Source organism: Bradyrhizobium zhengyangense (genome assembly GCF_022012555.1).
Classification (GTDB): domain Bacteria; phylum Pseudomonadota; class Alphaproteobacteria; order Rhizobiales; family Xanthobacteraceae; genus Bradyrhizobium; species Bradyrhizobium zhengyangense.
The window spans coordinates 1-24,624 of sequence record NZ_JAKLTZ010000032.1 but is presented as its reverse complement, the minus strand read 5'-3'; the positions used below and the strand labels follow the sequence as shown (position 1 = coordinate 24,624).

Genomic DNA, 24,624 nt, shown 5'->3' with positions numbered 1-24,624 from the left:
CGTTATAGCACACCGTGTCCACCTAAGCCGACCTACCTTGAGAGGATATCATGCGTCGAAGGCAGCTCAACTCATCTTGCTGGAGCGACAGATTCAAGTACTATATGCTAACGGTTAGTATTGTTGCCGCGCTAAACTCGTTGTCATTCATGTACGCCAAAGCCGGCGGGCCTCTACCCACGGAACAGGAAAAGCAGGCGTGTATCGCCGACGTCTTTCGGCTCTGTAGCGCGGCCATACCTGATGCGAACGCAATCACTTCGTGTCTGAAGTCAAACGTGGCCGGTGTGAGTGCGGAATGCCGCTTGGTTCTGTCAACCCGCGAGCGGCCGAGTGGTGTATCAAAGTGAGCCGGCGATCATATAGATTGTCGTACGGTGTTGGCGCTGGCTGACACTAAGTAGCGCGGTCGGTTACGTCCGGCGTTCGACGCACGGTGAGCAGCGTGTCCAGGAGATGTACGTGGCGTCGGATTGCAAGCGAGTATCCAGCCTAAGGGGCCTGATGTATCGTCGAAGTAAAGGCGCCTGGCGGAGCGAATTCATTGAACCAGTGTGGTCGGGTGCTAGATGAGCAGAGTCGCTAAGTGGTTAGTCAAGGTGGGCCGCCACACGAAAGCATCAGATGAGCAACGGTGTGAGCTGTCGCTGGCGCACCGTGGTGTAGATGATCGGTTGAACTGCGCCTCTGCCTTGAAAGCGGTCTATCTTACGAGAAGCATCCGGCGGAGTCTGCGTGTGATTTGCTCGTGCCTTAGTGGCCCGGTAAGCTGAAGCGTGAACCTGTGCTTTCAAACGATCCCCCGGTTGCAGTCAAGGGTGATTATAAGTGCTTTAGCTCGACTCCGTGTTTTTTGAGTGCGTAGCCTATTTGGCGCGACGTCAGTTTGAGTAGCCGTGCTGCTTTCGCCTGTACCCAGCCCGCCCTTTCCATGGCCGCGATAAGGTGCTCGCGATCAATTATTCGCTCACCTCTCGTAACCTGCAGGTGCGAGAGCGTGGTTCCGTGAGCGGGTTCGGATGAAGCATCGCATGGCCCCGTATGCGGCAGCGGTTGTGACGGCATCGATAGCGGCTGCTTACTCTTCCAAAGTCGAGCGGAGAAGCAACCATCGGATTTGCAGGCGAAATCGCGACTGTTAATCGCTGGACCGGCCGCCATGGTGGCAGTCCGCTGAACGCAATTGTGAAGCTCCCTAATATTGCCGGGAAATTCGCAACTTTTCAATACGTCGAACGCGCTTGGTTCGAAAGTCAACGAGCGCTCGTTTTCGGAGTTGAACGTGCGAAGAAATTCAGTAGCGAGCAACGGAATATCGTCGCGGCGCTCACACAATGGTGGGACAAGCAAAGGGATGACGCTCAGACGGTAGTAGAGATCCGCGCGAAATTGTGTCTGCGAAACGGCGACCTCTAGATCCTTGTTAGTCGCTGCTATGAGTCGAACGTCAACTCTTATCGTGTGTGTACCGCCGACTCTCTCAAATTCCTGCTGTTGTAGCACTCGCAGCAGCTTCGCTTGAAAAGAAGGTGAGATTTCACCAATCTCGTCGAGAAACAGCGTGCCTTTGTCAGCCAGCTCGAAGCGCCCTTTGCGCGAATTGATGGCTCCGGTAAAGGCGCCCTTCTCGTGTCCAAACAGCTCAGATTCCAAAATAGTCTCCGATAATGCCGCACAGTTTAGTTTGACGAATGGGCGGTTGGCTCGGGGCGATAGGTCGTGGATCGCTTGTGCAGCAACCTCTTTTCCGCTACCGGACTCGCCTCGCAAGAGTATCGTTGCATTTGATTTAGCGACCACATTGATCTTGCGGAGGAGCTTGCGCAGGGCCGGGCTGCGACCAACTACGCCAGGTAGCGTTAGGTTGCGGTCCGCTTCGGCTTGATCATCCTGCGGCAACGTTGTCTGGTTGCCATCGGTCGCAAGAGGCGGCTCGCTGTCATCGTGGGCCGTGGAGAGGTATGACCTCAGAAAGTGGCCGAGCATGTTCGCGATAGCGAGGAGAAGGGTCACGTGTGAATTGGGATCTAACGATGGGGACCCGTCCCGGAACAGCTCGGCCGAGAGCACCCCGACGGTCGTGCTCTCGACAGCGATTGGAACGGCGATGAACGACAATCGACTATGTGCCGTGGCGTCAGATGAACCTGAATCGCTTGTGGTCTGGGAATTGTTCGGTTGCGTAGGGGTTATTATAAGGGGTGTGGCCGTATTGAGCACGCGCTCGACAGCTCCTTGCGGCAGGCGGAGTCGAAAACGCTGATCGCTCCCTTCAGTCCAGCCCGCGCCCACGGCAATCGCCGGAGCGTTGTGACCGGCATGCAGACAGACCACACAATGTTGCATCTGAAGCTGAGACTGTATTAACGCGACGACGGCCTCCAGCCGAAGCTCGAGCCGAAAGGGCGCGGCGAGTTGTTCCGCTATGCGCAGCAGGATCTCAGGCACTTTCGGGTGTGCCCATTGAGCGTCGCTGCGAGAGGCCTCCGCTCCCGGTGACTTGAACTGTGATGTTGAAGACAAAATGTCGCTAGTCATATTGTCCGGTTTCCGCCGATCGTTGTTACGCCGGCCGTGGCGCCTGCGCTGTCGCGGACCTAACAACGTTTCGTGCAGCGACGACAAGGCCAACCATGATTAAAGAGTCAGCCCTGGACGAGAGATTTGCTCCGGTGCAGCGTCGCCAGTTTGAATATGTGAGGTCCTTTAACGCAAGGAGTGCGCCATATTGGCGCATCTTATGCAAATGATCCTCGAGTGCTTTCAGAGATAGCAGGTCGTCTGTCGTCCATGCCGGTCCCTACTGCGGGCAGCATCTAGGCTCAGGTGAACAGGTTCGGCGAAGCTGCGAGGGCCGCCATTTCCGATTGGTGACAATCGGACTTCTTTCAAAGTCGTGGTCATGCAGCTCGCTCCGCTCGTCCTGGACTGGTGTACCGATGAAGGTGCCACCGCAAATCGCTTTCAGCGCGCTGCTGCCCATTGGGAGGGCTGCGAGAGGCGCGGCATGCGAGCTCAGCCGTAGTCGGGCAAAAGTGCGTTCGGACGAGGTCCGGGTACTGTGATTTACGCGAGAACAATGGCCGTAACAGCTGTAGAGGCAGCTGTAGGAGCCGGGACGTTTCGCTCGAGACACGTAATCAGGCACCAGACTGGTTTGCGAGGTCGTCGTGCTCCTTGACCTCCTTTGGCCGCAGCGCGTCGCTCCGACGCTTAAAGCTGTGCCGGATTCGCAGGACGCTGACGAAGCATTCGCAATGGCCGGCTGACTCGGTCGCCTCGAGCCGTCAACACCGCGCCCGTAAGCGGTGGTTTCACGGTCGGAGGCCTATTGACGAAGCATTGGTGCCGTCGACCTAGAGTGATTTACTGACAGGCTGCATGCAAAATGGCAGAGTGAGGCGGTCGGGCAAAGGCGCTTTGCGCGGCCGGTGACGCGGTCCTCCGCGTGTTCGCTCAACGGCTTGATGCGACTGATCCCGTGTCTCCACTGGAGGGCGCCCGGTATGTCAGCATGGCCGATTACGAAACGTCCGCTGACGAGGGCCGTCAGGGCGGTTGAGTCTGGAACCGGCACGTCGCAATGGCGAGAAGGTCAAACGAGGGAGTGTAAGGCGATGGTGCGCGTTGGTCCGCAACCACGGAGCGCCTCTCATTGCTACTACCGTTGCCAAGAAGCGAATCGCAGAGCGGCGTCTCAGGATAGAGCTCGTCCGCGGTTCCACCCTGAGGGGGTGCGTCATGGGACAGCAGGACGAGTCGAACGACACCGAGACCCAGGCATCACGCGATAGAATGAGCGCCTAGATGATCGTGAGCATCATCGCCACGACCGCGTGGCAGCCTCGTGTGGCATGTCGTTCCTGCTCCCTGCGGCTAACTCCTGCTTGTGGTAATCGTATCTAGGTTTGCGGCGGGAGCCGAGTGAACGCCTGATAGGATTCATAGGCGCGCATCAAGCCGTCGCGAAGCGACGTCGTCGCCCGCTAGCCGAGCTTGTCAAGGCGGCGGAGATCGAGCAGCTTGCGTGGCATGCCGCCGGGACGCGAGGTGTCGAAGCTGATCTCGCCTCGATAACCGATGACCTCGGCGACGAGGCGGGAGAACTCGGCGATGATGATGTCCTCGCCGCTCCCGATATTGACGAGCTCGGACTCAGAATAGCGCTTCATCAAACGGAGGCAGGCATTCGCCATGTCGTCGACATAAAGGAATTTGCGCGTGGCAAGCCGGTGTCCCTGACCACAACGTTTTTCGCGCCGGCAAGCGTCGCTTCGTGAAAGCGCCGGATCAGCGCGGCTACGACGTGGCTGTATTCTGGATGACAATTGTTGCCAAGGCCGTACAGAGTAGTCGGCATTACACTGACGAAGTCGCTGCCATACTGGCTGCGATAGGCCTCGGCCATCTTGATCCCGGCGATCTTTGCATGGCGTAGGGCTCATTGGTCGGCTCCAGCTGGCCTGTGAGTCCTCGCGAAGCGGCTGTGGCGCCAGCTTCGGATAGATGCAGGAGGAGCCAAGAAACATCAGCTTCTCGGCGCTATTCAGATGCGCGCCATGGGTCACGTTCGGCGCGATGGCAATATTATCGTAGATGAACTCAGCGCGCCGCGTATTGTTGGCGAGGATACCGCTGACTTTGGCCGCGGCAAGGAAAAACGACTTGCGGCGTCTTCTTTGCGAACCAGTCGAATACGGCGGCCTGGTTGCAGAGGTCGACCGTGCCGGTCGACAGTCACAAGTTCAACCTCCTCCTGCGCGAGCCGGCGCGCCAGCACGCTGCCGACCATGCCGCGATGACCGGCGACGTAGACGCGTGTGACCTTCAGCTCAAAGGAAGTGGCTGCCATTGTCGGCGTCCCGTTTTGCTTCGGCCAGATCACTCGCCATCATTTCCTGAACCAGTTGGACAAAGCTCCGCTTTGGCTTCCACCCGAGCTTGGTGCGCGCCTTGCTGGCATCGCCGACCAAAAGATCAACCTCGGTGGGGCGAAAATAGGTCGGATCGATGCGGACCACGGTCTTGCCGCTTCTAGCGTCGAGGCCGGTTTCCTCGACGCCCACGCCCCGCCATTCGATGCGGCGGCCGACCTGCGCGAAGGCCAGCTCGACCATCTCCCGCACGGAATGCATCTCTCCGGTGGCAAGCACGAAGTCGTCTGGCTTATCGGCCTGCAGGATCAAATGCATGCCCGCCACATAGTCGCGGGCATGGCCCCAATCCCGCTTGGCTTCGAGATTGCCAAGATAGAGCGCATCTTCCAGGCCGACCTCGATGCGCGCGACGGCACGCGTGATCTTGCGGGTCACGAAGGTCTCGCCACGGATCGGGCTCTCATGGTTGAACAGAATACCGTTGGAGGCGAACATGCCATAGGCTTCGCGGTAGTTTACCGTAATCCAGTAGCCATACAGCTTTGCGACGCCATAAGGCGAGCGTGGATAGAATGCGGTCGTCTCCTTCTGCGGAATCTCCTGCACCAGGCCATAAAGCTCCGAGGTCGAAGCCTGATAGAACCGCGTGTGCCTCTCCATTCCAAGAATGCGGACTGCTTCCAGGAGGCGCAGCACCCCGATTGCGTCCGCATTAGCGGTATATTCCGGGCTCTCGAAGCTGACGGCAACATGGCTTTGGGCGGCGAGATTGTAGATCTCAGTCGGCCGGATTTGCTGTATCAGGCGGATCAGATTGGTCGAATCCGTCATGTCGCCGTAATGCATCAGGAACGGGACCTTGCCGACATGCGGATCCTGGTAAAGGTGATCGACGCGCGCTGTGTTGAACGAGGACGAGCGGCGCTTGATGCCGTGCACAACATAGCCGAGCGACAGTAGATAGTCGGCGAGATAAGCCCCGTCTTGCCCGGTTACGCCGGTGATGAGAGCGACGCGCTCAGCCATATTCACAAATGCTCCCAAATGCCTCAGGGGCCTACCGACTTCCAGCAACGGCCGAAGCCTGTCCCTCTGACATATCGTCCGGCGTGGTCAACCTACTATGGCGCTAGTGCTCATATTCCGGGGAAGTGTGGCGGCGCGCCCTGGCTCCACCATCTCTCAGCCGTGGAGAAGTTGGCAAGGCGCTGTGTGGTGAAAGCAGCAAGGAATACCAAGTACGTTGGGGCCTGAATTAACGATCCTGGGAGGCCTGCATCCGGCATCAACCCGCGCGAGGTGAGCTCGGCGCCCTTCCCTCGTGTGCATAGAGAGGTCCAGCACAATGTGTGACCACCTTATCTCCAGGTATGGGCATCGGTAACTCATTTGAGAAATCTACTCCCGCCGCACCTTCATCCGCAGCACTCGCCTTCACCAAACAAGGTGCTTGGGATACGAACCGAGCCGGCTCCGTCGGAGAACGGCATAGGTCGGTGAGACATTACGACAGCAGTGTCGCACCCTCGCTTCGCGCGGAGTCCATTGGATGGCTTCGAACCGATGTCCAGATATGGCACCGAGGCGTTGTACCTGGTGACTGCTGAAGTAAGTGCTAGGCTCATTTAAGCCTTTCTTGGCGCTGGTGGGGCTTGACGTCCTGTGGCAAGCATCAAAAGGCCGGCTTCGCTGGCCGCCGCTCGTGAGGACCGGCGAGAGAGCGCGCATCTGGCGCGTGCTCGGCGGATGACCTTTCGGCTAAGATCAAGTGGCTTGGATCGTCCAAGCTAAATTCGATTACTTGGGGGACGACTAGGCTTGCGTAGCGCGAGAAAGCACTTGTCGACGGAAATCGGATAACGGTATGGCAGTAGGCCAGGAGGTACATTTCCACGAGAGCAGCGAATCCGCCCTCGACTCCAAGATCTGCAGTGTGCAGCGGGCCAGCATCGTTCGCTCGGAAGCGTTTGGGAATGCTGAAGAGCTCAGAATAGACAGCCGAAAGGTGATCAGCGACGCTGGGACTGTCAGTGCACAAAAAGAGCCTTGTCGGTCGTGTATGATGCAATGCTTTTGCCCGTTCAACTGCAGCGCATACCTGCTCCATAGCGACTCGTGGGTCGGTCCAATAAGGCCTATGACCCATAGTATCTTCACCGTTCCCGTGCCGAACGTGTATCCCGATTACATCGTGCCCCTCAAACGCTCGATGGTAAACATCGTCGATGCGACGCCTGATCTCCTGGCGTGGTGTGATGCTTTGGAATATGTTGCGCTCGGCCTCCTGATCACAGCCCCACATTAAGCAAGCGTCACAAACGATAGTATTCGCCTGGATATCCCTTGACGTTACCAACAACCTGCGCAGCTCATCACGCTCGTGGAAAATTTGGTCATCCGACCGGTAAACGCCGTCAATTGCAGGCCTGTTCCACCAATGTGGAAAAAACGGCCCAGGAAAGCAGAGTTGATTGATCTTATCGTCGCAGATAACGGGTACGCCCGAGATGTTGTCGAGCGGCTCAAAGAACACGCTGAAGGCGTTTGTAAAGGGGTCAGAGAGATAGCAAGATCCGCGCCAGTCAATGACCAAAGTGCGCCCTGTTCGCTTGGAGTATTGCCAGGCTGACGCGAGCGACCATAAGCAATCGCCGAAACCGGTGCGACGCCTGGAAATGACGAAGCGCTGTTGATGAGTCATCTTGAATCCATTGCTCCGGCAGTTGAATAAGTTGCTCACCCTGGACGGCAGGAAAGTACCGGCAGTGTTATCGTCCGCCAGGCCGTCGCGAGCCGTATGTTAGGTTGCGAGAGCTTGTCCGCTTCGCGACCAAGAGGTCGGTTATGGATTGCCGTTCGCTAGCTAGACAAAGAGATACCTATCAAGTCGCATGCGCCTGATCGCGCAGATCTCCCAGATTGTTGGCGGCGGGACGCAAGCAGATGCGGCGCTTTTCCCACAACTGCCGAAGTTCAAGGATGATTGCGTCGCGCCGCTCGCCCTTTACGTGAGCGAGAAGCTCGCCGAGGGCGGCGTCCCCTTTGATTCCATGCAGCAACTCGAATAGATCGGGCGAGATGCGCACAGCGCCGCCATCGGAGAAGGTGGTATAAGTCTCGCAGACGATCTCCCGACACTCTGCGGTGACGTGATCCGGGGTACGGCGAAGTGAAGTGTAGGCCGGTAAGGAAACGCGGAGCGCAGCCCAGTCCTCCGGCGTGGCGACGCGCTTCGTGATGAGAAGCGATCCGATCACGAGGGCGTCAAGATCTGTCGTAAGGAACGTGACCATTGCGTCGGTAACCGACTGCACGATCGGTTCGACATTGTTGTTGAAAGATGTATTGAGGAGGACAGGGACGCCCGTCCGCTTGTGGAATTGATTAATCAGCTCCCAGTACCGCGGGTTCGATCTACGTGACACCGTCTGCAGCCGTGCTGTACCATCGACGTGCGTAACCGCACCAAGCACACTTCGCTTGCAATCACGAACTTGAACGACAAAGTTCATGAACGGAAAAGCTCCCGCGGTCTTAGGAAGATCGAAAAACTCAGCGGCATGTTCCTCCAATACGGAAGGTGCAAACGGCCGGTAGCCCTCGCGTTTTTTAACGATGGCGTTTATGCGGTCCTTATTCTTTGCTGGTCTGGGGTCAGCAACAATGCTGCGGTTACCGAGGGCGCGCGGTCCAAATTCGGAGCGGCCTTGGACCCAGCCAACAACCGAACCGTTGGCTATCCATTCAGCTACCACGCTCGCCACGTTCGCGCTTCTTTGCACGTCGATATGCCCGCGCCATGCAGCAACCTCTCGCTCTACAGCATGGTCATCCCCAAGTGCCGGGCCCCAATAGACATGCTGAAGCCGCTCACGGGGTGCGGGACGTCCTTGTTCTTCGGAAACCATGAGAGCAGCGCCGAGTGCGCATCCAGCATCGTGCGCCGCGGGCTGCACGAAGATATCATCAAATAGTCCTGTATAGAGCAACTTACCGGTCATGGTGCAGTTGTGGGCGACACCACCAGCCAAGCATAGCCGCTTCATGCCGGTCACCTCACGGTAATGCCTGAGAACATGAAAAACAATACGTTCCAAGGCCTCCTGCAAGGCTGCACTAACATCTTTATGCTCTTGGGTGAACGGCATTCCCTTGCCGCGAACGTGTATGTCGTGCTCTAACGCCGGAGCGATGTCGTTCAAATGTATCTTGTAGCCACCGTTCTCCTTTAATTCGTAGAATTGCTGAAATAGTTCTCGGAAACGCGAGGAGTCCCCGTACGGAGCAAGGCCCATAACCTTGTACTCGTCGAACAAGCCATAACCGAGGCACTTGATTGCCTCTAAGTAAAACAATCCGAGGGAACCGTCCTCTGGGAAGGTATGTAGTTGAGTAAGACGACTTCCCGATCCAATGGCCACCATCCCGGAGAGGAAATCACCGCCGCCGTCGATTGCCAAGACTAGACCTTCGTCATAGCCGGACACAGCAAAAGCACTTGTTGCATGCGCATGATGGTGACTGACGAATGACAAGCGCGATGGCTCGATCTCTGTATCAAACTCCTGCGATAGCATAAGCTGTAGAAGGGTTCTGGCGTCGAGAGGGATGCCACTCTGCGTCTCCGAACCAAACAAAAGCCGAAGCATCGCGTTGCAATAGGACTCGGTTGCATAGAATGCGATGCGATCGATGTCCTTTAATTGCGCTCCCGCAGCAGCCAGGCAGTAGCGGATGGCCTGGGCGGGAAATTTGTTGGAATGCTTAATTCGGTTTAGGCGTTCTTCTTCAACCGCGGCTAACACACGCCCGTCACGCACCATGACAGCTGCGCCATCATGCAAGAATGTGTGCGAGAGTGCAGGTCGATATTCATGGACCTTATCCAATCCGCCGCTCAATCCAAGACACAGCATTCTATCCTCCAGCAAGTGTGGTAGTAATCATGATCTTTAGGGCGGCCGGGTAATGAAACGTCCGCGACGTTGAACGCGAATAGGCCGGCAAGCGCAGGCCGAGAAACAGGGTGTGCGTTCATTAAGCGGCTGGGCATCGTCAGTGTGATAAGCGTCGCCGAAATAGCTTTGCCGACAGTAAGAAGAGCAGTACTGCGTAAGCGAAAAGGACACCAACATGCGCGCCGATGCTATCGAGTGGTAGCCCGAGCATTGCAGGCCGTATTAGCGCAATCGAATGTTCCAAAGGTAACGCGGCTGCAGCCAACTGGAGAGCGGGCGGAAGGTGCGCAACGGGAAAGACTGCCCCGGATAGGAACACCATAGGGGTCGAGATGAGAGTCTGGTAGAACACAAAATAGTCGTAGCTTGGGGCAATCGCGACAACGACGAGCGCCGCGCTCGCGAACGCAAGGCCGGTGAGGGCGAGAGCGGGGAAACAATAGAACGTGGATAATAAGGTGCCATAGCCAAGCCCCGTAGCAACAAGCGCGATTCCGGTGCCCGCCAAAGTGGCCTTGCTTGCTGCCCAAACCAATTCACCGAGGAGGATATCACCCAGCGTGAGCGGAGTGCACATCATTGCGTCCCAGGTTCGTTGGCTGCGCATGCGAGCGAACGTTCCGTACAGAGTTTCGAAGCTTGCCGCGGTCATAGCGCTGGTTGCCACCATTCCGCCGACCAAGAAATCGACATATGAGTGACCGTCTACATTGCCGACAATCAGGCCGAGCCCAAAGCCGAGACCCAAGAGGTTGGTCAACGGGTCGGCCAAGTTGCCAAGCAGCGAAGCAGCGGCGGCCTTCCTCCATGCCAGATAGTTGCGGCGCCACACGCTGATCCAACTGAGTGCGTCCGATGGCAAGGCTGCTTTGGATATCGTCTTCATGCGTCTATCCTGTGTCCCGTCAACCGCAGGAAGACGTCTTCCAGGTTAGGCGGCCGCTCCAGAAGGCGCAGACCGGTGCATCCACGAAGCCGAAGCCGCACCGCCGCCTGATCCGGCGCGTAGCAAAACAGCGTCTCTCCCCTCACCTCGATGCGCGAAGCGTGAGGCTCTATTATCGCACGGAGCTCGAGTGGGTTTCCGCCGTAGACCTCGAGGACATCACAGCCAATCTGAGAGTCGATCAGAGCATTGGGCGCACCCTCGGCGATCTTACGTCCATTCTCTAGCACGCAGAGGCGATCGCAAAGTCGTTCAGCCTCTTCCATGAAGTGGGTCGTCAGCAGGATAGTCTTTCCTCGAGCGAGCAGAAGACGCAGGCGTTCCCAAATCAAGTGGCGGGCGTGGGGATCGAGGCTGGTCGTGGGTTCATCCATGATGAGCAGTTGTGGATCGTTGATCAGGGCACGGGCCAGCACGAGACGTCGCTTCATGCCGCCGGACAGATCCGCGACCCGTGACTCTGCTCTACCCTCAAGTCGCGCAAATTCGAGCAGCGAAGGCACAGCCTCCTCACTTTCGCGCGTATTCAGTCCAAAGTACCGTCCAAATATGAGGAGATTTTCGCGCACAGTGAACGCATCCTCGAGATTATCAACTTGTGGGACGACGCCGATGCCCGCGCGCGCCAAACGGGCGCGTGCCGGCACCTGCTCACCCAAAACAGTGATCCGGCCGGCATCGGGCGATATGAGGCCGAGGATCATCCGAACGATCGTGCTTTTACCCGCCCCATTTGGACCGAGTAGCCCGAAACACTCTCCCTTAGCGACGCTAAAGGTCAGACCCCGTACGACGCCTCGATCATGATAAGTCTTTTGGACGTCAGTCAGTTGAATCGCTGGATTGGACATAGGCTGTCTTAGTCAGTGACCAGAGCGGAATTGGATAATGTCAGACCAGCTTCGACGGATCGTTGCCAGAGAAAGCCGTCGCACCAAACATGGTCGACGCGACCCCAGTCACAAGCGCTAGCAACATCAGGAAAAAACCCCCGGCCAGGATGGTTGGCGCTCGTGTTGCAGAGCAGCGGAATTCCTGTAAGTTTCTCATACTCGACCAGAAGAGCAGCGATCTTTTGCGGAGACGTTCGGGAGATTGTTTGCAATCGGGCAGAACCATCCAGGTGCACGATAGCGGGAACTTTTGTCCGCCATTCGCGACGGGTTTGATGGTCGAAGAGCATGTAAGGATCTGGGCTGCCGGGATCGAAAATTTCAGCAGCCCGGTCCTCGAGGCAAATAGGAGCGACGGGACGAAATCGTTCCCGTAGCTTGATATCGTTCAGAAGGTCTTTCATCTCCTTGGAGGTTGCAGCCGCAATAATACTGCGGCCGCCGAGTGCTCTGGGTCCGAGCTCCGCGAGGCCGGTGAGGAACACTACGGGCTTGCCTGTAGCGATGAGAGCCGCAAGCTCTACGATGGTACAGGGCAAAGCCTCCCATTGGCCTGATGGGTTGCTTCCGGTCAAGGCCGGTCCGCTGTGAACTGACCACTCCAAAGGAGTCAAAGCGTTTGGCTCGGCCATGGCGGCGCAAGCCGCGCCAATTGCTGAGCCGCTATCATTTGGAAACGGGGGTACCCAAACTGAATCAAACAATCCCGTCGCGCGCAGAGCACTATTCCACTTTATATTAAGTCCACACCCTCCAGCGATGCACAGGTGCCGTAAGCCCGGAAGACCTGAGTGCCGTAGCAGAGCAAGTCCTATTTCTTGCTCCAGCAGCCGCTCCAGAAAAACGTGAAAAGATGCGAGTACATCTTCGGAAGGCGTACCGGTGAGCCGACGACCGCATGCCTCGAAAAACCAGTCAGTGGCGGCAAGTAAGGCTTCAGGATCGTTTATGCTGGCACGGTAAGCGCGAGCACGCTCGGAAGGACCGGCTAGACACGCTTCATACATCTCTTGAAAGACTGCCAGAATGCCCTCATCGAGAGCGCCTAGCCCGATATACGCCATAAGCTTACCTGCGACACCAAGATCCCAGCCTGCCCTGCTGGCTTGACGATAGGGCCCGAAGTGCTGCCCAGCGATAGCATAGGCATGGCCGATGAAAGGGAAAAGAGTGTCGAGGAAGCGGGCTCCGGTCGGATCTACATGATACAGGCGCGGAAAGATGCAGCCGTCCCACACTAAGCACAATGCAGGGGCTCGGGCTTTGGCGAAAGCACTGGTACAGTAAGCGCCGGCCACGTGGCCGGCTACGTGAGCATAGCTATGATAACGTAAAGGCACCCGATCGAGGACGAGGCCCGACCCGGCATAGGGCGTGAGGAGCGTGTTTTCGTGGGACTCGATATATGGCGCTCCCTTAATGGTGAGCGGCACCCCTTCACTTAGGACATCAAATTGCGAGTGCGTCAGCCCGTCCCAGCCGTCGATGACAAATCGGTCAACATCCGTGGGCCTTAAGCCGTGTTCGGCCAGCGCGAGAGTGACTGCGCAGAGGTCGGTGATGGCTTGATAGCGTGGATTATTGGCTCTCTTTTCTTGCTCTATGCAGAAGAGCAAGCGCCCATCTTCCACAACGGCAACCGCTCCGTCATGTGTCAGCTTGATTCCACAGATTCGCATAGTCACTCCGTGTTCGCCGCAGCGAATGCACTAGTCTGGCAAGTTCGACTTAGTGCGAAAAGACGCAATCAAACAATCTTCGTCGATGCTCGCGCCACGGCATTGTACGCGCTCAGTCTCGACCAGATGTTCATTCAAAACATCAAGCATTGTTTCGGCACCCGCAGGATGCCCCCAACGCTGACAAGAGGCGTCACGCGCTGATCCGAAAACGAGCCGTCCGCTGGGCGCCAGCATTCGCGTGAGCTTCTCGATGGCGTCACCCATCTGGCCGGTATCTTCAAGATAATAAAGCACTTCCGCCACCACGATCAGGTCGAATGGATTAGTTGCGTTGAGGTCCCGCACGTCAGAGATGTGCCAGGCGATATGAGGCCATTGAGCTTGCTCCCTTGCTCGAGTGATCGCACGCGGCAGAACGTCGATTGCTACGAGTTGCTGGCAGTGGGGCGCCAGCTTTGCCGTGAAGACGCCCGCTGCGCAACCCACCTCAAGCGCGTTACCGACCGCGCCTTCCGCGAGGCACAGACGGAGCAAGTGCGCGTGGCGCTCTTGCTCGAATGGGTTCGCGTTGAGCCGCCACGGGTCGTCCGCCTCCATCTCCCGCTCGAGCAAGCGCAGTACCTTATCGAATGTCATTCACCCTTCCTTACTTTAGTGCGCTTGTTTTCGCCGCGTTTGAGCGCGGTCCTAGATCACAGGCCGAGCGTTGGAGCGCCTTAACGGGTGGTCCCCTCCCCGGTGACCGCCAGCGCTGCCGGCTGTCGCCGAGCGGCATCATGGTGACAGGCGTCACGTTCGTGGATCGTTTCCGGAGCCCCGCAGAGTGATGCCGGAGGCGTCGTACGGGAGAGCCAGTTACTGTTATCCAATGTACACAATGCATAGGCTTTCAAGGGAAGCACTAGGAACAGATTGATTGGCGTGTGCAACGCGAAGCCAAGAAATCGCACCTCACGAGCACGAATCGCCGCTGTGGTGCACCGCATCAGCGTTAGCGATGAAATAGCAACGATCGTCAACCATGGTATGGTGTGCGTGGTCGCAAGCTGAGCGAGCCCGGTCATTATGGACAGAGCCAAAAGAAGAGGGCCAAGGTTCTGTCCGATAACATCTAATGTGAGATAGCCATTAAGATGAGGCAGCAGCCGCAGTGCTAGCAGCGTGTCGCGGAACGTACTGCGTGCCCAGCGTAGTTGTTGACGCAAATAAGGTCCGAGCCTGTCGGGAACGACGGTTGCGGCTATCGCATCTGGAACGTATTCAGTTCGAAACCCTGCCTGCAGCATAAGTATTGTGAGGTGACGATCCTCGCCGAAATCACTGGGCTTCCCGCGGAAATATTGCGTTTCATACTTGTCGAGCAGCGATGTAAGAGCCGAACGGCGATACATGGCGCAGGGTCCGCAGCAGCACATAACAGCACCGAAGCTGGCTTGTGCAGCGCGTTCTTCGTTACAAGCAAGCCAGTACTCCATGTCGATGAGCCGCGTGAGCCAAGTGCGATCCCGATTGGTCGCGACCAGATGGCCCATAGCGGCACCAACTTCCGGCTCGTGCATGCTAGCTGCTAGTTTTGTGACGACATCGACTGCGAGCGTCGTATCAGAGTCGACGTTGAGAACCAGGTCTCCAGATGACTGCCGGATGGCACAAATCTGCGCCTTCCTCTTGCCTACGTTCTTTCGCAGAATGATAAAGCGAAATCGTGTATCTTGCGCGTAAGCGTCGTGGACAGCTTTGACAGCAGCGAGGTTTTGAGAGCCATCGTCAACGACATAGACGCGCAGTCGTCCAGTAAAATCCTGGGCGGCAATCGAGCCTAAGCACGCCGACAGGGTGTCTGGCGTTTCATTGTAGCAAGGAACGATAACGTCGACACTGGGCATCGTTTCGTGATCGACGTCCGTGAGTGGCGGCGATGAGGCCCGGCTCTTTATTGCATAGATCATTTGAGCGCTCTTATAAAACGCTGAAAGGATTGTGTATGATCCAATCGCGGCAGTGCTGGCGGTCACAAGCAGGCTCATTCTGGTCTCAGTGAAAGTGAGGAATGGGACGAATTGCAAAGCCGCGACTGTGCAATGCGGGAATTAGCTGGCTGACGGCGCATACTGTCTGATCGCGCAGCCTTTGATCATGACCCCAATTGCGTTCATCGGGAGGGCAGCCATCGTGCAAAAGAACAATGGCTCCAGGTTGGATGGAGCTCAGTACCGCGCTGACGATCGCATCCGCACCAGGCCGAGACCAGTCGCGAGGGTCTACAGACCAGTGAAGTGCGCCGAGCCCAGCGCTCGCGGCGCAGGAGAGCACATGTTCGGTCCAGAGCCCATATGGCGCACGCACATGTCGGAGCCGAGCCTCCGGGCAAGCCGACTTAATGGCACAGTTCGCGTGTGCAATCTCCGACGCGACTTTCGTTGGCTCGCATTTCGAGAGATCGGGATGGTTCATGGTGTGGTTTGCGAGTTCGTGTCCGTCGGAAACTATCCTGCGCGTAATGTGCGGATGTTCTGCTGCATATCTGCCGATGACGCAGAACGTCGCCGGCACGTTATGTTGGGAGAGGATGTCTAAGATGTGCGGGGTATAAAAAGAGTGCGGCCCGTCGTCGAACGTCAAGTGGACGCTTGGTGAGTCAGCATACTGCCTGCCATCGCCAACGCTTGTTAAGTGCATAGAGAGGCCTGTCACAGTTCGGGCCCGTTTCGCTCAATTGTCGTTCCGGGCGGCCATTCGCTCAACGGCTTTCCGACAGGCAAAACGACGAGAAGAGCGTCGTCTGTTCGCGTGGGCGGCAAAGCAGGATAGACCTCCGCCAGCGTAGAACGGACGCGTATACCCGGAATGATCGAGGCCAGCCCTGGGCGATCGAGCAACCTCGTGATGTGCGTTTTGAGCGCATGACGGACTGTGCCAAATCCGAAAGGAACGCCCATCAGGTGTAGTGTAGGATACATTGCGCGTACAGAGTGTGGCACTCCCAGACCCTCTAGGTCGGGGCGTACCGCGTACAATCCGAGTTCGGCCACCAACACGTCGGCATCGCCGACCTTGATGAACCGTCGCAGCGCGCCAAGATGAGCCGCAACGCCCCTGCTGTCGTAGCCGACACATCGGAGCTCGGGCCTCGCACCCGCCCAGCTCCGATAGCCCTCAAAGGGACGTGCATTGAACGTTCCGGTCGGTCCGTAAGCCGCTCGTAAGAATGCCGAGAGCTGGATATGATCCGATAGCTCCAACTCATTCTCCCAGCACGTCCGCCACTGTATTGGGGGGCGCATCGACCCATCTCCTACGTTTGGCTTCATTGCCGTGTATGCATGAGGTGAGGCGCTACAGCAGGGTGCGCACGGAATCGAGCGCACGGGGCTGCTGCAGGCGCTCTCCTGCGGTTCGGCGAAGAACGACTTGGGAATGCGGCGCAATGCGTAGCAGGCCGCGGGAGCCCTACAGGAATCCTGCTAGAAAGAAGGTGGGTGCGGTCAGGTTGTACAATATACGATGGTATATCGGCGTCCTTTCGCGGACATATCGGCGTCCTGCGAGTTGCGAGACAAAGCACCTCTGATGTATTACTCGCCTTAAAGATGTTTGATGGGGTGATCGAGGTGGTTTGAATGTGTGAACTGGTACGGGCTACTAATGTAAGACATGGCGCGCTCGAACTGGGATAGCGCCTGTTGCTGTTTGCAAGGGGCACGCATGGTGGTGTCGATTGGATGGGGCGCGCTGTCCGATTGATCGTTGTAAAGAGCCCATTGCCGCTTGATAACTGGGTCGCGAGACCAAGGGGTCTGCAGGGCTGAGACCATATGTGAGCTTCAAGAAATGCCTGGGGCGGTGTCGCTATGATTCGCGGTTCACTATGTTCAATGCGCAGCGCCACGATCGTGGTCTCCAAAATCTAACGTGTTGCGTCGGACACGTCACTTTTATTCCATCGTGGCGCGCGCGGGTAAAATCGATTGTTTAGATGAGTTACATCTACACTGCGGATGAATGAACAATGCGGTTTCGTGGCCTAGATCTAAATCTGCTCGTCGCTCTTGATGCCCTGATAGCAGAGCGTAACTTGACGGCAGCAGCACGCAGCATCAACTTGAGCCAGCCCGCAATGAGTGCGGCGGTCGCCCGCCTGCGTGCGTATTTCAAGGACGAGTTGTTCACGATGAGCGGCCGTGAACTTGTCCTGACCCCACGCGCAGAGGCTCTCGCCTCACCTACTCGCGAAGCGTTACTGCACATTCAGCTTTCCATCACGTCTCGCGAGCCCTTTAGGCCGGACGAATCAAATCGCCGTTTTCGCCTTTGCATGTCCGATTTCGCGGCTATCGTGCTTATTCGCAAGGTGATTGAGCGCGTCGCGCGAGAGGCGCCCGGCATCAAATTCGAGCTGATGCCACTGGCCGATCCATTCGACCACCCCCTTCAGCGGGGTGCGGTCGACTTTATCATTCTTCCCGACGTGTACACGACGGATGAGCATCCGAAGGCCACGCTATTTGATGAGACGCTGGTTTGCGTGGGCTGCCGTTCCAACAAGCGATTGGCGCGACCGCTGACGTTCTCAAGCTACATGTCCATGGGGCACGTTGCTGTCCGGTTCGGCCGTTCTCGCGTCCCGTCAATCGACGAATGGTTCATGCAGGAGCATCGAGTTAAGCGGCGCGTGGAGGTCGTGGTTCAGGGCTTCAGCATGATGCCCCACATGCTCGTCGGGACGAACCGGGTAGCGACCATGCCGGCAACGTTGGTGCGGCATTTCGCAAAATCGCTACCCTTGCGCGTTGCAAAGCTTCCCCTGCCGTTGCCTGGCTTTACGGAGACGCTGCAATGGCCTGCACTGCACAACAATGAGCCTGCAAGCAAGTGGATGCGCCAGGTCTTGCTTGAGGAAGCCGCTCGCCTCGGTTCGTCACAGGAGGAACCAAGCCTGGCTCCTGAGTAGCGCGTCCCCCAATTGGGGCCGTTCAGACGCGGCGGAGCATGTCGCGCTAAGCCTTCAATTACTGGCCTCCACGTGACACGGGTTGGCCGCAGCAAATGACCCGCATGCCCTTGTTGGTCGTCGGAAACGGTGTCGCGCAGCGGCGTCCAGACAGGCGACGGCCCCACTCTGATTGCCGCCGAGCGCGCCGTTCGAGCAGAGGTACTCACATGTCGACTTTACCCGGAGGTCGGTTCAGATGGTTGGGTAGCTCGTCTAGCCGGACATCTGCGTCGACATTCTGAGCGAGGCGGCGCAGCAGATCGCGGACGGCGGTTGCGCGCATCACTTCGCGCTCTGCACGTTCCAGCTGCTCGCTCAACAAACGCGAAAGAGACGAGCGTCCTTCAAGAGCGCTCCGGATTTCCTGAAGCGAAAGGCCGAGCCGGCGAAGTGCGACTATGTGGTAAACGCGTGTCAAACTGTCGGCGTCGTACATGCGATGGCCGCCGCACGTACGCTGAGAAGCAGTGAGCAGTCCTGTCTGCTCATAGTGACGCAATGCCCGCACCGTGACGCCGGTGGCATCTGCAAGTTCACCAATGCGCCGCCACCGACGCTTATAGAATGAAGGCCTGTTCATAGCCGGACCTGTACAACCTGACGCCAGGGGAGGTTCAAGCGCTTTCGGACCGCTTGCCTGGCAGGGCGGCGGCGTGTCGTAGATCGAACGAAGCTTGCGATACGCGGGTGTTGCGGCAGGCCATGTAGCGCAATATTGCGCTAATAGCGCATCCGGCCTGAACTACGTTGAGGGCGCTACAAGCTGCATCAGCCTGACAAATGAACGCAGATCGTCCGCGGCGGACGTGCGTTCAAGAATGAGCGTCGCGAGTGCTGTGCGATTCGCAGGAGTTCGCATGCAATCGGGGAGCGCAACGACGGCCTCATCAAGAAGACGTCCGAGCATTAAGAGGTCTTCGGGAGTATAGATGCGGCCTGGCATATGCAACGTGGTCCCTTAGCTTGTATTCAAATCCGTCACGTCGGCGCGGCTCCTTACAAAGGGGTTTGGCTGCTATGAGGCAGAACGGAGACGGACCTGGGGCGCGTAGGACCGGAGACTTGAAAAAACGCAGGCTCCTCGGCCCGGGCACGGAGAAGCTCTCAGGTGCCCCCGCCTAGAGGAGCGAGTTTAAGCGACAACGCCCCGCCGAAGCGGCCGATCGCGCGGTGCCGGTCACTGGGAGGGAGACCTCATCCTTGGTCTTGGCAGCTCGGTGATCGGCACGCTGGTTGAGCGTACGACGCGCTTCACGATGCTGCTGCATCTTCCCCGGGTTGCGGGGCATGGCGAAGCTCCGCGCATGAAGAATGGGCCTGCTCTCGCAGGGCACGGAGCTGAAGCGGTGCGCGGCGCGATTACGCGCACCATCATCAGCTTGCCCGAAGAGCTGCGTCGTTCGCTGACCTGGGATCAGGGAGCTGAAATGGCTCAGCACGATCGTCTTAAGATCGACGCGGGTGTCCAAATCTACTTCTGCGATCCGCAAAGCCCATGGCAGCGTGGCACCAACGAGAACACAAATGGGCTGCTGCGTCAGTACTTCCCGAAAGGCACCGACCTGAGCGGCCACAGCGCCGACGAGATCGCCGCTGTGGCCGCGGCCCTCAATGCTCGACCGAGAAAAACCCTGGGTTAGAAAACGCCGGCAGAGGCCCTTGACGAGTTGCTATCGTGAGTGAACACAATCTGTGTTGCGACGACCGCTTGAATCCGCCTTGAACGCCGCGATCGGAATGGTGGATCAGGCCGGCACTTGGCCGCCGCGCCGCGATCGCCATCCGCAACGCCGCCAAGGCCAGCTCGGCGCGCAAATGATCCGCCATCGCCTAGCCGACAATCCTGCGGCTGTACAGATCCATGACGGCAGCCAGATAGAGCCAGCCCTGATCGGTCTCGATGTAGGTGATATCGGCCAGCCAGATCCGGTTCGGCGCAGTGGCGATGAAGTTGCGGTCGAGCAGATTGGGGGCGATCGGCAGGTCGTGGCGGCTGTCGGTGGTCCGCACCCGACGTGGCCGCGCCATGATGGCCCTGCTGCCGTGACGCCGCATCAACCGCTCGATGCGACCACGGCTCGCCCCGCGGCCCTGATCCTTCAACTCGGCATGGATACGCGGGCTGCCATAACGCCCGCGGGTGTCGCGGTGGACCCGCCTGATGTCGTCGACGAGGTCACGATTGGCAGCAGATCGTCGGCTCCCCGGGCGCGAGCGCCAGGCATAATGCGCAGCCGCTCGTTCTCTCGCTGCAAACGCGCGATCTCTGCCGCGTGGTCCGCCGACGGCAGCGTCGCCCGCGTCGTGGGGCGCCGCGCCGCCGCCGTCGGCTGCAGCCGAACCCCTCGCTGCTCCACCCACCGCCGCAGCACGGACTCTCGCAAGCCAAGCTCCTTGGCAACAGATCCGATCGAGCGCCAACTCGATGTTACGAGATCAACCGCTTGCCGCTTGTAGTCGTCCGTAAGCGACCGACGCTGACGTCCTTCCATCCGACACCTCCTGGCTCTTCGAGCCTACTACAGGTGTCCATCAATTCGGAGGAGGTTCACGGGTGCAACAAGGGAGATCGGTAATATCCGGAGCCAATGTGCGGTGTGGCACCGGGCTGTTTCTGATCGGTGCGGCATTCAGCGGCAGAGGCTCAACAGGTCATTTGAACAGGCCGGGGGGCAGGCGGTTTGCTTTTGGCGGCCCTGTGGCGAAAGGAGTGATCTGTGAACGGCGGCATTATTGGTTCGGATTGTGTGTGCTTCCAGCTGATTAATGTCGGTCTGCAGGAGCGGCCTTGGGATAAACCACTTGAATCGACCGCAGGGTCAGGTTGTACACGGAAAAGGTGGAAGCGCACAGGCGTGCCGAGTGAGCTCGATTGGTAAGCAATGGCTATGGCGATCGCGCTAGATGCTGTCGGTTAGGGCTGCATTTTGACGCCTTGCTGTGTGACAGCCTCGAGTGTCTTCAACCGAACCCATAGAGCCCAATGTGGGGCACTGTGACCGGCTTTGAACAAACCAAGAGGTGAGGTGCGGCTGGTCCGCAACAGAGATAGGGAAAGCAGCGCGACCTGCGGCAGCAGGCGGATGTCGGGCTGCATAGAGGAGGATCTGGATGTCAGGTGACGAGGAATACCTTCATCGACATGCTATGGCAGACAGGAGTCTCGCGGAAGGCAGATCCGCCGGGATCGCTGCGTACTCGCTGCCATGCGTGAACCTCAACAGGAACGAAAACCCGTTCCCGATGCCTGACGTAGTCATGCGGGCTGCGTTTGCCGCGATTGGAACCCACAATAGGTATCCGGAGGAGGACAGCGGCGGCTTACGATCAGCGGCCGCGCGAGCCTATGGGGTCTCTGTCGAGCAGGTGATCGCAGGAAATGGCTCATCGGAGATTCTCGCACTTATTTACCGGGGGTTTCTTGCCGCTGGCGATACTGTCGGAATGTTGTCGCCCGGCTTTTCGTTCAATCATAAATTGGCGGCGGTGAACGGAGCGCGCTTGCTTGAAGTTGATTGGGCCGATCACAATGCTCTGCCGGCGAGCCAAAGTGTTCGGCAGGCGGCAGGAGACGCAAAGTTCATCGTGCTCGCCAACCCAAATAACCCAACAGGGACATTCGTTCAGATCGCGGAAATTGAGCGACTGGTCGCTGAAACGGATCAGCTTATCGTGCTCGATGAGGCGTATGTCGACTTTGCTCCAGACAATGCACTGGGTCTGATCGACCGATATCAGAATCTTCTGCTGCTAAGGACGTTTTCGAAGAGTTACGCTGCAGCGGGCCTTCGCATCGGCTTTGGCCTCGGTAACCCGCGGGTGATTGCAAGACTGCGTAGCATACAGAACCCTTTCAACATGAGCGTGATTAGCCAGTCCGTTGGCGTCAGCATCCTCGAGCATCGTAATGCCTACGATCAGTGCATTGAATGCATTGTTCAGGAAAGGGAGAGAACTATGGTGGCGCTGTCGGCGCTTGGATTCTATGTCCTGCCATCACATGCAAACTTTGTATTGGCTCGCGTACCGCTTGGGTACGACGGTAGATGGTGGCAGCAAGCCTTAGAGAGGAAGAATGTGAACGTTGCGGTGTTTCCCGAGGGGGACCTTGGGGGCTTCATAAGAATCTCAATAGGTGCGGCGGAGCAGATGGACACCTGTTTATCTGTGGTCAGTGGCATTGCTGGGGGGCTGATCTGATTAATGAGAACGATTTCGTCAAATCGGGAGGACTAACGTGACAAATGTATCACGTCGAATACGGCTTGGAATCTTTGACCACTTGGACGAAGACGGTCTCGACTTATCGCAGCAGTATAACGATCGACTGGTGTTGGCCGAAGCGTGTGACCGGTTGGGATACCACGCGTACCATCTTGCCGAGCACCATTGCACACCGCACGGGCGATCGCCCTCGCCTAACGTATTTCTGTCGAGCGTTGCGCAGCGTACGAAGCAGCTCCGCATCGGGCCGATGGTCATGCTGCTAAGCCTTCAGCACCCCCTTCGGGCCTATGAAGAGGCATGCATGCTGGATCATTTGAGCGGCGGTCGTCTTGAGCTCGGTATCGGGTGGGGCTCTCTACCGATTGAATTGGGGTACTTCGGGGTTAGCGCAGAGAGCGCTCGCGAGCTGTATTCCGAAGGAATGGAGATCTTGACCAGAGCGATGCGAGGCGGGACCTTGTCCTACGAAGGTCAGCATTATCGCCTCCACGAAGTGCCGTTAGCAATTACGCCTTATCAGCGTCCCCATCCACCGACCTGGATTCCCGTGAGCCAGCCCGGCTCTGCGCGAGCGGCCGCTGAGATCGGTGCCAATATCGCGAGCATTGGCCCGGCCTCTATGGTTCGGAAATCGACTGACGCGTACCGCGCGTGCAATTGGCGCGGAGGGGCTCCGCTTGTCGGTTTGCTTCGCATGATTGTAGCAGACACTTCGGAAGCTCATGCGTATTCGCTAGCTGCAGCGGCTTACGACAGATGGCTCACGAGCTTTAGGGTCCTTTATGATCTCAGCGGGGTACCTGCCCCTCCGAACCTTCCGCCAACCTTCGAAGCAGCAATTGAAAGTGAATTGTGCGTTGTCGGAACCGCCGCTTCTGTGCGAAGTGTCCTTATTGATCACCTGGAGCAAGCGGGAGCTAACTATCTTCTCTGCCAAGTGGCCTTTGGCGATCTCCCGCTTGTTGCGGCCTTGAACACGGCGACTATTCTCCGGTCCGAACTTATGGCGGGAGGCGGCCCATGAACCTCTTAGGATAAGAGTGATAAACCTTTCGGTGGGCTGAAGCCCATGATCCTCTCTGGACAGGCGCTGCGGCGCCAGGTCGAGCGCCTGTGAAGCGGATGCCCGCTCGGCTGCACCTAGTGCAGTCGAGCGGGCACATCAAGTGTTCGAAGCATGGTTGTCCCAGGCGGCGCGGGTGAGTACTCCAGGTCTGCTCATTCGGCGGGCTTTCCGGGCGCTGAACGAGCGAGTGGTGGTGCCTCGCAAGGTGGCGAGGTCCGATGACCTCGAGGTGGGCTCTGTATTTAACAGGAGAGTGACGACCGACTGAGGGCGGATCAGTCAGCCGAGCAATGCGAAATGTCAAAGAGAGACAGAAGCTGTTGTAGTAGGAGGTTAGATGGCGAGAAGTTGGTTAGGAAGATGAAGGTTTGTGAACTTGTCGAGCTTTTGTCGAGATGCGAGCAGGATGCGGTAGTCGTCATCACGGACGGTTCGTCGTCCTCGATTGCCGTGGCTGTGGTTTGCACGGTCCAAACCGGATGGGCCCACAGCCAGCAAGCGAACCCCAATTTGTCATTCCTGCCCGACGGATTGGATCATGCCATGTTACCGAGAGGTAGCAATTTGGCGCGTGGGGTGAGATTACTTGGCCCTAGATGTGAGCCGTTGTTGCTCCTTCAGTAGACATTCCGGGGACGACAGTGCCGGCGTCTGTCCCCAGTCTGGCGTCATCCGTGCTTGACTGTTGGACGGGCGGCTCGTTCCGACAAAGGCATGGAACTTGGCGACTCCCATTTGGAACTTCTGGAACTACATCAGCAGCCGTAGACTTTGACTGACCCCCAACGATTATCCAGCCCTGAGTACACTCTGGCTGTTGGATTCCCGATTGGGGTCGTAGCGACGGGAGCTGATGTAGCGCGGCAATCTGGGTAGGAAGTGCGCGGCAATCAGGATGGCGAGGCGTGTCGCGGCCTGATGATGATTGCCGCGATGATTGTCGCGCGCAAGAGTTTTGTTGAACTCTGATTGTCGCGCAGCG

Annotated in this window: 18 protein-coding genes and 3 pseudogenes; 4 read left to right on the top strand and 17 right to left on the bottom strand. The window is 57.8% G+C overall.

Going from position 1 to position 24,624, the window contains the following annotated elements:
• Positions 1–822: 822 nt before the first annotated feature.
• From nifA to L6639_RS40990, 12 genes and pseudogenes are all read right to left on the bottom strand, one after another.
• The gene (gene nifA, locus L6639_RS41050; protein ID WP_128929911.1) at positions 823–2,538 is read right to left on the bottom strand and encodes a nif-specific transcriptional activator NifA; all 1,716 of its coding nucleotides are present in this window, start codon (positions 2,536–2,538) and stop codon (positions 823–825) included.
• 1,364 nt (positions 2,539–3,902) lie between these two features.
• Positions 3,903–4,852: pseudogene (locus tag L6639_RS41040) on the bottom strand (GDP-L-fucose synthase family protein).
• On the bottom strand, positions 4,833–5,903 hold the full coding sequence (gmd, locus tag L6639_RS41035) for a GDP-mannose 4,6-dehydratase (RefSeq protein ID WP_128929910.1): 1,071 nt from the start codon (positions 5,901–5,903) through the stop codon (positions 4,833–4,835). The pseudogene L6639_RS41040 and the gene gmd overlap by 20 nt, the downstream one beginning before the upstream one ends.
• Positions 5,904–6,549: 646 nt before the next feature.
• Positions 6,550–7,578, bottom strand: a complete 1,029-nt coding sequence (locus tag L6639_RS41030; protein WP_128929909.1) for a nodulation protein NodZ — start codon at positions 7,576–7,578, stop codon at positions 6,550–6,552.
• Between the two features lie 181 nt (positions 7,579–7,759).
• The gene (locus tag L6639_RS41025; RefSeq protein WP_128929908.1) at positions 7,760–9,793 is read right to left on the bottom strand and encodes a carbamoyltransferase family protein; all 2,034 of its coding nucleotides are present in this window, start codon (positions 9,791–9,793) and stop codon (positions 7,760–7,762) included.
• 139 nt (positions 9,794–9,932) lie between these two features.
• A complete protein-coding gene (locus L6639_RS41020; RefSeq protein WP_128929907.1) occupies positions 9,933–10,721 on the bottom strand; it encodes an ABC transporter permease in 789 nt (262 codons plus the stop codon).
• Positions 10,718–11,632 carry a nodulation factor ABC transporter ATP-binding protein NodI gene (gene nodI, locus L6639_RS41015; protein ID WP_128929906.1) on the bottom strand — a complete coding sequence of 305 codons (915 nt, stop codon included), beginning with the start codon at positions 11,630–11,632 and terminating at the stop codon, positions 10,718–10,720. The genes L6639_RS41020 and nodI overlap by 4 nt, the downstream gene beginning before the upstream one ends.
• An 8-nt stretch (positions 11,633–11,640) precedes the next feature.
• Positions 11,641–13,353: a nodulation protein NodU gene (nodU, locus tag L6639_RS41010; protein WP_128930192.1), complete on the bottom strand. Its 1,713-nt coding sequence runs from the start codon at positions 13,351–13,353 to the stop codon at positions 11,641–11,643.
• Positions 13,354–13,383: 30 nt separating this feature from the next.
• Positions 13,384–13,992 (bottom strand): SAM-dependent methyltransferase, encoded by a 609-nt coding sequence (locus tag L6639_RS41005; RefSeq protein ID WP_128929905.1) that lies wholly within the window; start codon positions 13,990–13,992, stop codon positions 13,384–13,386.
• 80 nt (positions 13,993–14,072) lie between these two features.
• Positions 14,073–15,383, bottom strand: coding sequence for a chitooligosaccharide synthase NodC (gene nodC, locus L6639_RS41000; protein ID WP_128929904.1), 1,311 nt, complete (start codon positions 15,381–15,383; stop codon positions 14,073–14,075).
• A 7-nt stretch (positions 15,384–15,390) separates the two neighbouring features.
• Positions 15,391–16,035: a chitooligosaccharide deacetylase NodB gene (gene nodB, locus L6639_RS40995; protein WP_128930191.1), complete on the bottom strand. Its 645-nt coding sequence runs from the start codon at positions 16,033–16,035 to the stop codon at positions 15,391–15,393.
• Positions 16,036–16,046: 11 nt separating this feature from the next.
• Positions 16,047–16,667: a NodA family N-acyltransferase gene (locus L6639_RS40990; RefSeq protein WP_276575812.1), complete on the bottom strand. Its 621-nt coding sequence runs from the start codon at positions 16,665–16,667 to the stop codon at positions 16,047–16,049.
• Between the two features lie 698 nt (positions 16,668–17,365).
• Between L6639_RS40990 and L6639_RS40985 the strand changes: the two genes are divergently transcribed.
• Complete coding sequence (locus L6639_RS40985) at positions 17,366–18,307, top strand: LysR family transcriptional regulator (RefSeq protein ID WP_128929902.1); 942 nt, start codon at positions 17,366–17,368, stop codon at positions 18,305–18,307.
• 205 nt (positions 18,308–18,512) lie between these two features.
• Here the strand turns inward: L6639_RS40985 and L6639_RS40980 are convergent, their stop codons facing one another.
• Entirely contained in the window at positions 18,513–18,929 is a 417-nt protein-coding gene (locus L6639_RS40980; RefSeq protein ID WP_128929901.1) for a MerR family transcriptional regulator, read from the bottom strand.
• Positions 18,930–19,489: 560 nt separating this feature from the next.
• Between L6639_RS40980 and L6639_RS40975 the strand changes: the two are divergent.
• Positions 19,490–20,028: pseudogene (locus L6639_RS40975) on the top strand (IS30 family transposase); the annotation flags it as partial.
• 151 nt (positions 20,029–20,179) lie between these two features.
• Here L6639_RS40975 and L6639_RS43665 read toward each other — a convergent pair.
• The 3 genes and pseudogenes from L6639_RS43665 to L6639_RS43655 form a co-directional block, all read right to left on the bottom strand.
• The gene (locus L6639_RS43665; protein WP_167506288.1) at positions 20,180–20,377 is read right to left on the bottom strand and encodes a DDE-type integrase/transposase/recombinase; all 198 of its coding nucleotides are present in this window, start codon (positions 20,375–20,377) and stop codon (positions 20,180–20,182) included.
• A pseudogene (locus tag L6639_RS43660) lies at positions 20,375–20,515 on the bottom strand (IS3 family transposase); the annotation flags it as partial. The gene L6639_RS43665 and the pseudogene L6639_RS43660, both read right to left, overlap by 3 nt.
• Positions 20,449–20,841 (bottom strand): transposase, encoded by a 393-nt coding sequence (locus L6639_RS43655; protein ID WP_128929899.1) that lies wholly within the window; start codon positions 20,839–20,841, stop codon positions 20,449–20,451. The pseudogene L6639_RS43660 and the gene L6639_RS43655, both read right to left, overlap by 67 nt.
• A 655-nt stretch (positions 20,842–21,496) precedes the next feature.
• Here L6639_RS43655 and hisC point away from each other — a divergent pair.
• Both hisC and L6639_RS40960 read left to right on the top strand, forming a co-directional pair.
• The gene (gene hisC, locus L6639_RS40965; RefSeq protein WP_232995662.1) at positions 21,497–22,549 is read left to right on the top strand and encodes a histidinol-phosphate transaminase; all 1,053 of its coding nucleotides are present in this window, start codon (positions 21,497–21,499) and stop codon (positions 22,547–22,549) included.
• 37 nt (positions 22,550–22,586) lie between these two features.
• Complete coding sequence (locus tag L6639_RS40960; protein WP_128955129.1) at positions 22,587–23,600, top strand: LLM class flavin-dependent oxidoreductase; 1,014 nt, start codon at positions 22,587–22,589, stop codon at positions 23,598–23,600.
• A gap of 831 nt (positions 23,601–24,431) precedes the next feature.
• Here L6639_RS40960 and L6639_RS40955 read toward each other — a convergent pair.
• A partial coding sequence (locus L6639_RS40955; RefSeq protein ID WP_237867090.1) for a hypothetical protein occupies positions 24,432–24,624 on the bottom strand: 193 nt, incomplete at its 5' end.

Excerpts from the sequence above, each read along its gene's own strand:
- nifA (WP_128929911.1), bottom strand. The coding sequence starts at position 2,538 with ATGACTAGCGACATTTTGTCTTCAACATCACAGTTCAAGTCACCGGGA.
- gmd (WP_128929910.1), bottom strand. The coding sequence starts at position 5,903 with ATGGCTGAGCGCGTCGCTCTCATCACCGGCGTAACCGGGCAAGACGGG.
- L6639_RS41030 (WP_128929909.1), bottom strand. The coding sequence starts at position 7,578 with ATGACTCATCAACAGCGCTTCGTCATTTCCAGGCGTCGCACCGGTTTC.
- L6639_RS41025 (WP_128929908.1), bottom strand. The coding sequence starts at position 9,793 with ATGCTGTGTCTTGGATTGAGCGGCGGATTGGATAAGGTCCATGAATAT.
- L6639_RS41020 (WP_128929907.1), bottom strand. The coding sequence starts at position 10,721 with ATGAAGACGATATCCAAAGCAGCCTTGCCATCGGACGCACTCAGTTGG.
- nodI (WP_128929906.1), bottom strand. The coding sequence starts at position 11,632 with ATGTCCAATCCAGCGATTCAACTGACTGACGTCCAAAAGACTTATCAT.
- nodU (WP_128930192.1), bottom strand. The coding sequence starts at position 13,353 with ATGCGAATCTGTGGAATCAAGCTGACACATGACGGAGCGGTTGCCGTT.
- L6639_RS41005 (WP_128929905.1), bottom strand. The coding sequence starts at position 13,992 with ATGACATTCGATAAGGTACTGCGCTTGCTCGAGCGGGAGATGGAGGCG.
- nodC (WP_128929904.1), bottom strand. The coding sequence starts at position 15,383 with ATGAGCCTGCTTGTGACCGCCAGCACTGCCGCGATTGGATCATACACA.
- nodB (WP_128930191.1), bottom strand. The coding sequence starts at position 16,035 with ATGCACTTAACAAGCGTTGGCGATGGCAGGCAGTATGCTGACTCACCA.
- L6639_RS40990 (WP_276575812.1), bottom strand. The coding sequence starts at position 16,667 with ATGAAGCCAAACGTAGGAGATGGGTCGATGCGCCCCCCAATACAGTGG.
- L6639_RS40985 (WP_128929902.1), top strand. The coding sequence starts at position 17,366 with ATGCGGTTTCGTGGCCTAGATCTAAATCTGCTCGTCGCTCTTGATGCC.
- L6639_RS40980 (WP_128929901.1), bottom strand. The coding sequence starts at position 18,929 with ATGAACAGGCCTTCATTCTATAAGCGTCGGTGGCGGCGCATTGGTGAA.
- L6639_RS43665 (WP_167506288.1), bottom strand. The coding sequence starts at position 20,377 with ATGGCGCGGCCACGTCGGGTGCGGACCACCGACAGCCGCCACGACCTG.
- L6639_RS43655 (WP_128929899.1), bottom strand. The coding sequence starts at position 20,841 with ATGGAAGGACGTCAGCGTCGGTCGCTTACGGACGACTACAAGCGGCAA.
- hisC (WP_232995662.1), top strand. The coding sequence starts at position 21,497 with ATGGCAGACAGGAGTCTCGCGGAAGGCAGATCCGCCGGGATCGCTGCG.